The 13,434-nt window shown below is 44.9% G+C and carries 10 protein-coding genes; all 10 read right to left on the bottom strand.

The annotated features are described in order from the left end of the window. Positions 1 to 27: 27 nt before the first annotated feature. The 10 genes from NST34_RS29280 to NST34_RS29325 all read right to left on the bottom strand — a co-directional run bounded on the left by NST34_RS29280 (position 28) and on the right by NST34_RS29325 (position 13,384). Positions 28 to 1,935 carry a transglycosylase domain-containing protein gene (locus NST34_RS29280; protein ID WP_341129248.1) on the bottom strand — a complete coding sequence of 636 codons (1,908 nt, stop codon included), beginning with the start codon at positions 1,933 to 1,935 and terminating at the stop codon, positions 28 to 30. Beyond that, entirely contained in the window at positions 1,932 to 2,531 is a 600-nt protein-coding gene (locus NST34_RS29285; RefSeq protein ID WP_341129249.1) for a hypothetical protein, read from the bottom strand. The genes NST34_RS29280 and NST34_RS29285 overlap by 4 nt, the downstream gene beginning before the upstream one ends. Before the next feature lie 64 nt (positions 2,532 to 2,595). Next, positions 2,596 to 3,708, bottom strand: coding sequence for a sensor histidine kinase (locus tag NST34_RS29290; RefSeq protein WP_076286910.1), 1,113 nt, complete (start codon positions 3,706 to 3,708; stop codon positions 2,596 to 2,598). Between the two features lie 19 nt (positions 3,709 to 3,727). Then, positions 3,728 to 4,435, bottom strand: a complete 708-nt coding sequence (locus NST34_RS29295) for a response regulator transcription factor (RefSeq protein ID WP_076297845.1) — start codon at positions 4,433 to 4,435, stop codon at positions 3,728 to 3,730. A gap of 202 nt (positions 4,436 to 4,637) precedes the next feature. Continuing rightward, on the bottom strand, positions 4,638 to 6,650 hold the full coding sequence (gene ligA / locus NST34_RS29300; protein WP_042192224.1) for an NAD-dependent DNA ligase LigA: 2,013 nt from the start codon (positions 6,648 to 6,650) through the stop codon (positions 4,638 to 4,640). A gap of 78 nt (positions 6,651 to 6,728) precedes the next feature. Continuing rightward, on the bottom strand, positions 6,729 to 9,068 hold the full coding sequence (gene pcrA, locus NST34_RS29305; RefSeq protein ID WP_341129250.1) for a DNA helicase PcrA: 2,340 nt from the start codon (positions 9,066 to 9,068) through the stop codon (positions 6,729 to 6,731). 156 nt (positions 9,069 to 9,224) lie between these two features. Next, complete coding sequence (locus NST34_RS29310) at positions 9,225 to 9,944, bottom strand: heptaprenylglyceryl phosphate synthase (RefSeq protein ID WP_179086618.1); 720 nt, start codon at positions 9,942 to 9,944, stop codon at positions 9,225 to 9,227. Positions 9,945 to 10,106: 162 nt separating this feature from the next. Beyond that, positions 10,107 to 10,973: a phosphatidylinositol-specific phospholipase C/glycerophosphodiester phosphodiesterase family protein gene (locus NST34_RS29315; protein WP_341129251.1), complete on the bottom strand. Its 867-nt coding sequence runs from the start codon at positions 10,971 to 10,973 to the stop codon at positions 10,107 to 10,109. A gap of 108 nt (positions 10,974 to 11,081) precedes the next feature. Then, positions 11,082 to 12,488 carry an undecaprenyl-phosphate glucose phosphotransferase gene (locus tag NST34_RS29320; protein WP_076286915.1) on the bottom strand — a complete coding sequence of 469 codons (1,407 nt, stop codon included), beginning with the start codon at positions 12,486 to 12,488 and terminating at the stop codon, positions 11,082 to 11,084. Beyond that, positions 12,485 to 13,384, bottom strand: a complete 900-nt coding sequence (locus NST34_RS29325) for a glycosyltransferase family 2 protein (RefSeq protein ID WP_371916453.1) — start codon at positions 13,382 to 13,384, stop codon at positions 12,485 to 12,487. Before NST34_RS29325 ends, NST34_RS29320 begins: the two co-directional genes overlap by 4 nt. Positions 13,385 to 13,434: the final 50 nt, after the last annotated feature.

Below are 13,434 nucleotides of genomic sequence, written 5' to 3' on the forward strand. Positions count from 1 at the left end.
TCAGTAACATCAGTAACATCAGTAACATCAGTAACCACTTAACGCCTTACTCATAACTGTAGAAAATAGAGCGGCAGCCTTCCCGCTGCCCTCTGTCATATAATTATCCTTATTTGTACGATCAAACCCCATCCACACTGCAGCTGTCCATTCCGAAGTATAACCAACAAACCACAAATCCCGGTTAGCTTTCTTGCTCACGCCTGGCAGATCCAATTGGGTTGTTCCGGTTTTCCCCGCTACAGGTCTGTTCATTTGCGCTTTTTTGCCCGTTCCTTCATTGACAACATTACGTAGCATCATCGTCATTGCCTCTGCGGTTCGCTGCGATATTACCTGCCGTGATTCGGAGAGATGTGAATACACAACCTTCCCTTTTGAATCCATTATCGTGCGTACCATATGAGCCTCATTGAATTTACCTCCATTAGCAAAGACACCATAGGCTTGTGTCATTTTAAGTGGCGATACCCCATTATGAAGCCCTCCTAAAGCTATTGATAAATGGTTATCCTCCTCCGTCAGTACAATTCCTAATTTGGCTGCGAATTGCCGTGCAGAAGAGATTCCAACCTGCTTCAAAAGCCAAACAGCTGGCGCATTCACGGATTTTTGCAGCGCTATACTCATTGTGATTTGACCTTGATACACACCATTCAAATTCTCAGGTACATAATTGCCATAAGCGTATTTTCGGTCAGACAGTATACTATTCGGGCTATACTTCCCGCTCTCTAGCGCGGGTCCATAATCAATGATCGGCTTGAAGCTGGAGCCTGGCTGCCGCGCATCAATTGTAGCTCTGTTCAAGCTCCCCTCATTTTGTTCACGCCCACCAATTAGTGCCACCACTTCACCTGTACGATGATCCATTATGGTCATAGTTGCTTCTACCTGCTGATCTTTTCCGTCAGGCGGGAAAGAAGAACCCTTTAGAAAAGCCTGCTCTAGCGCCTGCTGTGCTTTAATGTTCAACCCTGTAACGATAGTGTAGCCACCCGTTCGAAGCTCCTCCACAGACTTCCCAGTGATCTGAGCCGCTTCCTTAAGCGTAGCGTCCACATAATGCACACCAATGACTTCTTCTTTGTTTGCGGCGGGAGGTTGATACTGTTTATCTCTAGCCTCACGCATTTGTTCATTAGTGATCAGTCCTTGATCTAGCATGATCTGTAGAACGAGATTCCTTCTTGTTTTGGATAATGTACTATTGTCTACCGGATTATAAATAGACGGTCCTTTAGGGATTCCCGCCAGGGTGGCGATTTGCCATATTTCTAGTTTTTTCAAATCGGATACGCTGAAATAACGCTCCGCAGCTGCCTTTACTCCATATTGTCCACGCCCCATGTAAATCTGATTGAGGTAAAGCCCTAAAATCTCTCGTTTTGATAACTGCCTCTCCAATGCAAGAGCAATGGATGCTTCGTTTAGCTTACGTATGACATTCTTGTTCCTGTTCAAATAAAGATTGCGAGCTAGCTGCTGAGTAATACTACTCCCGCCCTCAGAGAGATCCATATCCACAATATTATTTAGAAAAGCGCGAGAAATCCCTTTATAATCTAATCCCTGGTGGCTATAAAAGCGTCGGTCCTCCACCGCTAAAAACGTATTTATCAATAATGCAGGCATTTCCTCCAGCTCCGCTGAATGTCTATACCCCGAGCCCGGTAAAGGGATCATTCGTAATGTCGTCCCGTCCGAGGTCTTAATGATGCTCGATTCCGGCAGCTGAAGTTTATCCTCTTGCTGTTTAACCACTTGCCCGCCGTATTGAAATACGTAAAGCAAACCTACGAGCGCTATTATTATTCCAATGATACTCCCATCAAATAATAAATACCCCAGACGGAGTATCCGGGTACGCACGATCCATCTGCCATCCTTGCCTGAATGGGCTACACTTTGTTTTTTTTCGGTAACGGCATTCATGATTCTATAATCAGGTTCTCTAAGAACCGCTCCATACTACGGGCTTCAACACTCGCTGCTTCAAGAAGTGCTTGGGCTTCCATCCCATCATCCGTGTTGTCAGCCTCCTCTACCTCACGGAGAGCACGGAGAATTGCCCGAGTTCTTATCAATAAAGCTACAGCTGGTGTGTCCTGCATCGTTTCTGTTGCTACGCCTCTATTCGGAACTTCAATTCTTTGCATGCGATTCAGGTTAGCGGCGATTTGGCCTAATTCTCCTCCAGAGAGGACCTTGATTTCTTTTGTTACTCCCTTGTCTGCTAACTCTGAGCTTCCAATCATTACCGTGTGCAAATCATCGGCAATTTTCTGTGAACGGAGAATAAACAACCCACTGAAGAATAGAACAAATAGAATTATGACGCTAGGGATTGTTCCAATATGATTAATGGTCCAATGGATAAGACGAACAAAAAAGACGCCTGACTTCCCCGAATAATGAGAATACAGCAAAGCAACAGCCCGCTGGACAGCAAAAAGAAAGGCAGCACTCAAAAGAGCACTCCCTATAAAAATATAAAGATAATGGATGCGAACCGTCCGAAGTTTGTGCATAGTCATTCCCTCCTTGTGCTCACAAGGATATCTTCCAAATCTTAAGAACCCGCCAAGAGTTTTCTTAAGATTCTATGAAGAATGGGAAATAGGTGATAAAATCCGTCCGAAGCGGGGAGCTTTCTACATAAATAACGCCATTGTGGCGTTCGACGATACTTTTGGAAATGGCAAGACCTAGGCCTGAACCGCCTGTATGCTGTGAACGAGACTTCTCTGCTCGATAGAATCGTTCAAAAATAAACGGAATATCGCTCTCTGCAATCATCTCTCCAAAATTGCTAATGCGGACAACCGCTTCATTTCCCCTTTTACTGAAACCAATCTCCACTTTCCCGCCGCTTCTACCGTAACGGATCGCGTTCGTAATCAAATTTTCATATGCACGAACTAATTCTTTAGGGGAAGCCTCTATCCACAACTCACCAGCTTGGTCATCGATCTCATAGGTCATTTCAGCCTTTGTTAGTTCGGGAACTGACTCCTCCGCTAGCTGCCGTATAAATGCTTTTAAATCTAATCGCTCCATAACTAGAGGGTATTCCCCACTATTTACGCGTGTATATTCAAAAAGATCGTCGATCAGTTTACGCAGCACAAGGGATTTGTTGTAGGCTATGCTCACGTAATATCGTATTTCTACTTCTTCCTGGCATCGATCTTGCTCGATATATTCCAGAAAACCGAGGACAGAGGTAAGGGGGGTTCGTAAATCGTGGGAGACACCCGTGATCAAGTCATTTTTTGCATTCACTGCTTTACGTTCCTCTTCCACAGAGTGCTGCAAACGTTCAGCCATTTCATTAATATTCTCAGCCAGCACTCCCAGCTCGTCCGTGGTTCTGACTTCAATTCGGTGCGACATCCCGGAGCTTGTGATTTCCCGAATTCCTTTGGTGATCTCCTCCAGATACAGTACTATTTTACGAGTATAGATAAAAAAGAACAGCAAAAAGCTGATAATACCAGCTGCGGTCAGCAGTGGCATAGAGCCAATATGATTAATGATCCAGCGTAAGATACGTGAATAGGGAGCCGACTCTGACACTGGATTAAGATAGATCATGAAATTAACGAGCTGGTAACCTGCAAACAGCAGTAATCCACCGGAAAGCACACTAAGCAAAAAGGCGTATATAAACTTCCAACGAATCGTAGTTATATATTTTGAATTCAAGAAGCCTCACCTAATCCTTTCAGGAAGGTCCATCTAATTTATAGCCAACTCCCCAGACGGTTTGTATATAACGTGGGCGCTTCGAATCCACTTCGATTTTATCGCGGAGGTTACGAATATGTACCATAACAGTATTACCCCCATCTAAAAATGGTTCGTTCCACACCTTATCGTATATCTGCTCTAAGCTGAGCACTTGACCTTGGTGCCTTGCCAAAAGCTCTAAAATAGAAAATTCCCGGGGGGTCAGCTTAATCTTCTGCTGGTCTATATGTACCTCATGCTTAGACGTATCTATAGTTAAATCTTCAAAGCTCAGTTTGCTGTCATTCCCTAGGCTATTACTATCTTTATTGAAAGCGTGATAACGACGCAGCTGTGACTTAACTCGTGCCACAATCTCCAAAGGATTAAACGGCTTGCCCACGTAGTCGTCCGCTCCTATGCTAAGTCCTGAGATTTTGTCCATATCCGTATTTTTGGCTGAAAGGATGATAATTGGCATCTTCCGCTCTTCACGGATCTTCATACATGCAGCTAATCCATCCATCTTAGGCATCATGACATCAAGAATAATCAGATCTACTTCTTCCTTCTGCAGACACGCCAGTGCCTCCATCCCATCATAAGCTTTAAGCAGGCGATAGCCCTCATTACAGAGGTATATCGATAACAGCTCTACAATTTCCTTCTCATCATCTACTAACAATATCGTTTCTCTCTTCACAGGAGGGGGTTCCTTTCAAATATAGTAATAATTATCTTTAGCTTCTATATTAGCAGATCCATTGAACGTTTTTCCTCGAAAATAGAAACATGTACTTAAAATCGAACGACAATAAGTAGGTTACGCAAAAAAAGGGTACCCGCTCCACTCGTACTTAAACGAAATGGAACTGGTACCCTTTTAGAATTTAGTAAAAATATGCTTACATCTCCAGCAGTCGAATCAGCTCATCCTCATCCTCGATGACCTGAATGCCCAGCTGCTGTGCTTTGGCCAGTTTACTACCTGCCTTCTCGCCGGCAATAACCAAATCCGTCTTCTTAGATACACTTCCAGACACCTTCGCTCCGAGTGCTTCCAGACGTTCGGCGGCTTCGTCACGTGTAAGCTTTTGTAATGAACCGGTCAACACTACCGTTTTTCCGCTAAAGAAGGAATCCGTGCTAACAGGGCGTGCGGCCTCAGGAGCTTTTGCTTCAACCCCAAGCGCCCGCAACCGAGCAACATTCGCCACAACTATAGGATCTGCGAAGAAGTTAACAATACTCTCGGCGACAATCCCGCCAATGTCTGGCAACTCGGCAAGTTCTTCCGCTTTAGCCTGCATCACAGCATCCAGATCGCGGAAATGATCAGCCAGCATCTTAGTTGTTGCTTTACCTGTGTTAGGGATTCCTAACGCAAAGAGGAATGAGGCGAGATCGCGACCTTTGCTATCCTCTAACGCTTGCAGCAAATTCTGTGCTTTTTTCTCCCCGAAACGGTTCAGCTGTACAAGCTGCTCAAAGGACAATTCATACAGATCCGCAGAATCATGAACATTAAGCTCGTCGTAGAGCTGGCCTGCCGTCTTCTCACTAAACGTCTCAATATCCATCGCATCTCGTGAAGCGAAATGGGTGATCCGACTAATAATTTGCGGTCTACAGTTCAGCTTATTATTACAGAAAAGATGCGCACCGCGCATTTCTAGCGGAAATCCACAAGCCGGGCAATCCTCAGGGAAAATAATTTCTCCTCCGTCATTCTCTTCCGTTACCTTGCCGAGAATTTCCGGGATAACATCATTAGAACGCCGAATAAACACTCGTGAGCCTAAGGCGAATTTCAAGTTTTTGCGCTCAATATCGCCCACATTATTTAATGTGCAATTCTGTACGGTAACTCCAGCAAGCTCTACGGCTTCAACACGAGCTAAAGGAGTCACTTTACCTGTACGTCCTACATTCCAGCTAACAGACTCAAGCACGGTCGTTGTTTCTTCAGCTTCAAATTTATAAGCCACTGCCCAGCGAGGGAACTTGTCAGTGTAACCAAGAACTTCACGAATACGGAAATCCGTCACCTTGATCACCGCTCCATCAATGAGGTAATCAAGACTTGAACGACTCTCCTCGATTCCAGCAAGCTGCTCAGTCACATCATCGAAATCATTACAGTAAGTCAGATAAGGATTTACTTTGAATTTGTTATTCCGTAGAAAATCCATCATCTCCTGATGATCGGCGAACTCTACACCTTCTCCAAAACCTACATTATAGAAATATGCATTCAAACGACGTTCTGCAGTAGTCTTCGGATTAAGATTGCGCAGTGCACCTGCCGCCGCATTACGTGCATTCTTAAGCGGCTCTGCAGCCCGGGTATTATAATCAGCGAGCACAGACAGATTCATAATCCCTTCACCCTGAACCTCAATAACACCTTCTTTAAAAGGAATCGTTAATGGAACAGACTTAATGGTCTTCACCTGAGCAAGTATTCCTTCACCAATGACACCATTACCACGCGTCGATGCCTGTTCGAGAACACCATTCCGATAGGTTAGATTCAGCGTCAAGCCATCAAACTTCAGTTCTACTGCATAACAAGGATCAGGTAGAGGGTTGCCTGGGTTCTTAAGATTGTACTCATTCACTAAGCGGAGTACCCGCGTATTCCAGCTCCGCAGCTGTTCAATATTCTGTGCTTTATCGAGACTCCAAAGCGGAGCCAGATGCCGATGCGGCGTGAAGCCCTTAAGCAGCTCTCCACCTACACGTTGTGTAGGTGAATCCGGTAGTACGAAGCCACTCTCAGCCTCCAGTGCTACAAGCTTGTCGTATAAAACATCGTATTCCTTATCGCTGACTAGCGGAGCATCCAGCGTGTAATAGTGGTAATTATAATTATTTAACTCCGCAACAAGCTCTTCCATCACATGCATAGCATCCATGCAGGTACATCCCTCCGTCAATAAGTTTCCTAATGGTTAGCGTGGTCTAAATATCCGTTCGTTAATCGTTTCCTACTATTATTCCACCCTGGTAATCGGCGCAAACCCTGCAAGCAGTCGTTTTACACCCACTGGTGCCGGAAAAGCAATCTGCAGCTCCGTATCATTCCCGGTGCCCTTTACAGCTACAACGGTGCCAGTGCCCCATTTGCCGTGCGAAACTTTATCACCCGCTTTGTATTCGCCAGCTGCTGCAGCCCCTGCTCCAGTAGCGTGCTGTGCGCCTCCGGAGGTTACGGTCACGCTGCTCTTGCTTGTCGCTGCGGACGCTGTGCTTCCGCTGCCAATCGGCGCCGCACCAGCAGCTCCACTTCGGCCGCCGAAGTTCCCACGACTGCCGCCACTGAAGCCGCGTCCGCCGTAAGCACCGCCTACCTCTGAGCCTCCGCGTTGGAAGCGGTCCTGCGTCTTCGCGGTATCTTCCTTCAACTCCTCCGGAATCTCTTCAATGAAGCGGGACGGCTGATTCGCCGTCGTCCGCCCAAAGAGCGTACGCATCCGCGCGCAAGAGAGAAACAATTGTTTCTCGGCGCGGGTGATCCCTACATATGCAAGCCGGCGTTCCTCTTCGAGCTCATCGTTGTCTTGGAAGGCTCGGCTGTGCGGGAACACGCCTTCTTCCATCCCGACGATAAATACCGTTGGGAACTCCAGACCTTTGGCGCTGTGCATCGTCATCAGGACTACAGCGTCACTACGGTCCTCTTCATCATCATTCACACTATCAATATCTGCGATAAGTGCAAGATCCGTGAGGAAGGAGACAAGCGACTTGTCCTCGTTATTCTTTTCAAACTCCATCGTCACGGACAAGAACTCATCGATATTCTCTAGTCGCGAGCGAGATTCGAGAGTGTTTTCATTTTGCAGCTCCAAACGGTACTGTGACATCTCCAGTATTTTTTCCGTCAGTTCTGTTACGGACAAGAACTCCACCATACGGTGCAGAGCTTCAATCATATCGTAGAACTCTACTAGCATATTCCGCGTCCGTCCGGCAAAGCCCAAATCATCTACAGTTTGCAGTACGCGGAAAATAGAAACACCACGCTCACCAGCCGCAGCTGCCAGCTTACCAACCGTTGTATCCCCTAATCCCCGCTTAGGTACATTAATAATACGCGTCAGGCTGATATCATCATCAGGGTTAGATAACAGGCGTAAATAAGCGAGCAGATCTTTGATTTCTTTACGATCATAGAACTTAATCCCGCCTACGATTTGATACGGAATATCAGATTTAATTAGAATTTCCTCGATTACCCGTGACTGGGCATTCGTACGATACAGTATCGCATGATTCTGGTAGGCTTGACCCTGTTTCACATTTTTGCTGATTTCTCCGGTTACAAAGTAACCTTCATCATGCTCGGAGTCCGCCCGGTACACCTTAATCTTGGCGCCTTCCTCGGAATCGGTCCACAGCTTCTTCGGCTTACGTCCACTATTGAGTGCGATCACACCATTGGCTGCATTCAGGATATTAGCAGTTGAACGGTAGTTCTGCTCTAGAAGAATGGTCTTCGCTTCTGGATAGTCCTCTTCAAAATTAAGAATGTTCGTAATATCCGCTCCGCGCCAGCGATAAATCGACTGGTCACTATCCCCTACCACACAAATCCGGTGATGGCTATCAGCGAGCATACGGCACAACATATACTGCGCTCTGTTCGTATCCTGATACTCATCCACGTGGATGTATTTGAATTTCTTTTGGTAGAAATCAAGGACCTCGGAAACTTCCTTAAACAGTTCGATGGTCTTCATAATCAAATCATCAAAATCAAGCGAGTTATTGCTTCTTAGACGTCTTTGATACATCTTATATACCTTTGCAACTAAGCCTTCAAAATAATCGCCAACCTTCTGCTCATACTGCGCCGGAGTGATCAGTTCATTCTTGGATGCGCTAATGATAGCCTGCACAGCTTTTGGTTCGAATTTCTTCGTATCAATATTCAGTTCCTTCATACAGTTACGTATTACGGATAACTGATCTGTAGAGTCCAGAATGGAGAAGTTGGAGGTAAAACCAATCCGCTCGATATCCTTCCGCAAAATCCGAACACACATAGAGTGAAAGGTGGATACCCAGATATCTCTTCCCTCAGGTCCGACAAGCTTAGATACACGTTCTTGCATTTCCCGCGCGGCTTTATTCGTAAACGTAATCGCCAAAATCGCCCAAGGCGGCGCCTTTCGATTGGCAATCAGCCAGGCAATTCTATGAGTCAACACTCTCGTCTTCCCACTGCCCGCACCAGCCATAATCAAAAGTGGTCCTTCAGTAGTTTCGACAGCCTGTCTTTGTGGAGGATTCAGTCGACTTACTGCGTCTTGTATGCTAATAAGTTGCATGTGTAACATGCTCCTTTCTAAATATAAAATCACAAATCATAAGTAGTCCTAAAAATAACCACTAAGCATAAACGCCTTTGGCGTCATAAGGACGGTAAGTGTTTATGCGAAAATATAAGGATAATGTATCACGTGAAACTTATACTCTCTTATATTTTAATCGAATTGCTCTTGTACTGTCTTTTTTACAGCCGCAACTGTTAGCAGTGCCTGCTGTACATCACTATAAATAATATTGCCGACCACTACTGTATCACATAGAGCTGCTGCCTGCTCGGCTTCCGCCTCACAAGTAATGCCCCCACCATAAAAAAGTTGGGCGTGTTCCACCATTTCGCGTACTGTCCGCACAGTCTCCATATCCCCGAACCTACCGCTGTATTCAAGATAAACAATCGGCAGTGACATCAGCCTGTCCGCAACCTGAGCATAAGCAGCCGCTTCTTCAGCATCAATGGCCGTCTCAGCCCCTGTAATCCGTGCAACTGAAGAGGCACTATTCAGCACAATATAACCTTCCGTTAGAAGCGAATCCCATGGAATCATAAATCCATAGCGTTCAATAGCTCGGCGATGATGGCCTACAATCCAAGCTGGATCGGGCGTATTAAGCACCATAGGGATCATATAAAGATCAAATCCGGGAACAGCAGCTTCAAGTTCGGATACCTCAAGTGCACAAGGTAACTCAAACTGTTTTACTCTTGCTAGGAGATCCACTGTATTCTCATAGGTTACTCCTGTTGAGCCCCCTATCAGTATGGCATCCGTGCCAGATAAGCAAACGGCCTCCAAATCCTCATCCGAAATCATCCGGTCAGGGTCTAGCTTAAATACATGCCGCCAAGGTTTGATCATTTGCTGCACTGATTTCATGAGAATCATCCTTAATAGTCATTTGGGCAAGACAAAGACACTCCTGCCGCCGCAAAAGATATAGATCTAGTCTATGCCAGCACAGCAGGTGTGTCAATTTAAAGCGAACAAAAATGCGAACATTTTTTCGTATTTTTTAATGGTAATAAGTAGTCTAAGATTTCAACGTACACCTGAGATGTTAATCAAATCCTCTTCGGGTACAAAATCAGTATAAAAACCATCCACGCCCATACGGGCCAGTTCCCTAATTTCAGCTTCTTCATTTACTGTATGAACATATACACGAGCGCCAGCCTTCTTCAGCTTTTTAACAAAGCTCTTGGTGGCTCGGCCAACTGGCATGGTAATATCCACACCTGTTTTATTAACAAACTCAATAACTTGTTCATCCGTATCCTTGGATTGGTACAGAGTGTAAAGCACTTCTGGAAAAGAATACACCTTATTGATCTCATCAAGCATCGACTGATTATATATTTGTGGAACAATCCGATCTAATATGGCTGGATCCCGGCGCTGCGCCGCTTCTACCAACAATGTAAATTGTTTATTTATAAGTTCGGGTTTGATTTCTTTCGTATCGGTCACGATATAAGCATCTGGATAATGCTGCATCAGATCAAGCAACTTCTCGACATCGATCGGGGAGTATATATTCAGGATTGGGCTGTCCATGAATTCCTTATAATCTAGTACCTCCCCTTGTTTATTAGCAGGAAGAACATCCAACTGACCTAAAAGCTTACTCATGTTGCCTGACCACTCATGCCTACCTACTAGCTGATCATCAGCCGATAATAACAAGTCTACTTCAAATACGCGAGTTCCCTGTGCATAATTAGCAACAAATGCTTCAAAAGCATTGGTGTACGTATGACCGTTAATGCCACCCATGGCATGTGCAACGATTCTGTGCGCTTCAAAACCGCTCGCGGGTTGCTCTTCCCCTTTGTTCAACGTTATTACAAGAATCATTATTAGTGCGACAATCATTACTACGGTTGCAATAATCTTTTTCTTATTCATAGTTGTGAGTTTCCTTTACAAAGTTTAGATTAGAAAATTAATACCCCGCTCTGCCAGTGGCAAAACGGGGTATTATTAAAATTTCACAAATCTAAATAAGTGCAGGAATCAATAAGCATTTTTGTTGACGAAGCCGTTGCGAATCGTTTTGAAAATAATTCGAATGTCGAACAGTAAAGACCAGTTCTCGATATAGAAAATATCGTGTTTGATCCGCTCCTCGATGGAAGTATCACCGCGAAGTCCATTGCTCTGTGCCCAACCTGTGATTCCAGGTCGTACATGGTGCTTAACCATATACTTCGGAATTTCATCACGGAACTGTTCCACATAATATGGGCGTTCTGGTCGAGGTCCCACCACACTCATATGTCCCAGCAACACATTAAAAAATTGCGGAAGCTCATCTAGACTTGTCTTACGGATAAAGGTCCCGAATCTTGTTCTACGAGGATCTTCCCGCGTACTCCAGCCTGTATCCTCTTCACCATCCTGCTGCATCTTCATGGAGCGGAACTTATACATCATAAAATTACGACGGTTCAGTCCCACACGTTCCTGCCGGAATATAATCGGTCCCGGAGAGGTCAGTCGGACACCAAGAGCCACGATAAGCATCACTGGAGAGATCATAATAATTGCGAACAAAGAGAACACAATATCAAACAATCTTTTTGCCATCTTATTACCCGTCATATCTAGTGGAATATCACGAACATTAATCATTGGCATGCCTGCAAAGTTATCAAAGTAAGGGCGGGCTGGTAAGTAGTCAAAAAAGTCAGGGATAATCAGTGTGCGTACACCTGCTTTTTCACAGGCCGCAATAATTGAAGGATACTTCGAATGCGCATCAAGCGGCAGAGCAAGTATAACCTCATCCACAGGCAGCATCTCTAGCATTCCAGACAACTGGTCAACTGTTCCTAGAATCGGTTTATATCGTTGCTCTTCAATTCCATCCCAAGTATGATAGTCATCCAGGAAACCAATCGCTTCATATCCAAGCTCGGGGTATTGCTCTAGATTATTGTAGAATCTTTTGCCTAGCGTACCTGCACCGATGATAAGTACAAACTGTCGGTTGAAGCCTTTTTCGCGAAAAGATTTAAGCATTTTCTTCAGTACATAACGGTACAGCATAATAGAAAGAATGTTCAATCCCATGTAAAGAGCTAGATATGTTCGGGAGATATTTATTTCTTTCACAAAAAACATCAGACCAAGCAGAATGAAAATGCCCATAATATGCACTTGGAAAATCTTAATGAATTCATCGACAAACCGTTTCTTACGCTTCGGCAAATACAGCGACAGCAGTATACCGACTAACACTGCAATTCCGCCATAAATCATACTCCAGTAAGCGTACGACTCTACAGGCAACGGGTTTTCGTACTCCATCCAACCACTTCTAAACTTTAGCCACCAGGCTATAAGGAAGGACAGCTGGATGACAAGAAAGTCAGCCACCATATAGAGCTGTGTCAAAAATTTCTGATTACGCCGAATCATAAATTCACCTCAGTATTCTTTTCGTTACGTGCACCTGTTTCATTAGCGGAGTTAAGACTCTGAGCAGGTGATGGGACTGTTTTAGGCGAAGTTAAGGCATTCCGCAAAAGCGAAAGTGCGAACTTCACACCTACGCCGGCATATACTGTTCCATTTATCATACTGTTGTACTTCTTACTATAATGCTTACGATGAAATAAAATCATTGCCCGGTGGAATTCATAGACGATCTTAAACGGTCTGCGTCTGGCGCTACCGCCTTTAAGATGCACGATAGCAGTCTTCGGATAATAATAAATCTCCCAACCAGCCTCTTTAATACGATAACACCAATCTAAATCCTCGCCGTACATAAAGAACTCTTCATCTAATCCACCCACCTGGTTAATCGTCTCCCGCCGCAGCAGCATAAACGCACCAACCAGACAATCTATCGGGTAATCAAGATCAGGGTCCAGATAACCTAACTGGTAACCGTTAAACCTCGGACGATCCGGAAATAGCTTACTAAATCCAAAAGCATAATAGAACGAAGCAGACGGTGTAGGAAACCCCCGCTTGCAAGCTTTATCTAGCGAGCCATCCGGTAAAATAATCTTGCACCCAGACGCTCCTACATCAGGCCGACTATCCATAAAGGAGATCATCGTCTCTAGCGTATCCTTACGTACCACCGTATCTGAATTCAGCAGCAGCACATACCGTCCGGATGAAGCTTCCATCCCCTGATTATTAGCACGGGCAAAACCGACATTGTCGTTATTTGCGATCAACATTACACCTGGAAACTCTCTACTAATCTTCTCTACCGAATCATCATTGGAATTGTTGTCTATTAAAATAATCTCATAGGAATAGTTCGTTGCAGAGTCATACACCGACCTGAGACAATCCATCGTCAGGCGACACGTGTTGTAATTAACAATAAGTATGCTTACATCTACAT

This window comes from Paenibacillus sp. FSL H7-0714 (genome assembly GCF_038003765.1).
Lineage (GTDB): Bacteria > Bacillota > Bacilli > Paenibacillales > Paenibacillaceae > Paenibacillus_AQ.

What these genes read in the sequence shown, in the direction of transcription:
- NST34_RS29280 (WP_341129248.1), bottom strand. Translation starts at nt 1,935, where the DNA reads ATGAATGCCGTTACCGAAAAAAAACAAAGTGTAGCCCATTCAGGCAAG.
- NST34_RS29320 (WP_076286915.1), bottom strand. Translation starts at nt 12,488, where the DNA reads ATGATTCGGCGTAATCAGAAATTTTTGACACAGCTCTATATGGTGGCT.
- ligA (WP_042192224.1), bottom strand. Translation starts at nt 6,650, where the DNA reads ATGGATGCTATGCATGTGATGGAAGAGCTTGTTGCGGAGTTAAATAAT.
- pcrA (WP_341129250.1), bottom strand. Translation starts at nt 9,068, where the DNA reads ATGCAACTTATTAGCATACAAGACGCAGTAAGTCGACTGAATCCTCCA.
- NST34_RS29285 (WP_341129249.1), bottom strand. Translation starts at nt 2,531, where the DNA reads ATGCACAAACTTCGGACGGTTCGCATCCATTATCTTTATATTTTTATA.
- NST34_RS29325 (WP_371916453.1), bottom strand. Translation starts at nt 13,384, where the DNA reads ATGGATTGTCTCAGGTCGGTGTATGACTCTGCAACGAACTATTCCTAT.
- NST34_RS29310 (WP_179086618.1), bottom strand. Translation starts at nt 9,944, where the DNA reads ATGAAATCAGTGCAGCAAATGATCAAACCTTGGCGGCATGTATTTAAG.
- NST34_RS29315 (WP_341129251.1), bottom strand. Translation starts at nt 10,973, where the DNA reads ATGAATAAGAAAAAGATTATTGCAACCGTAGTAATGATTGTCGCACTA.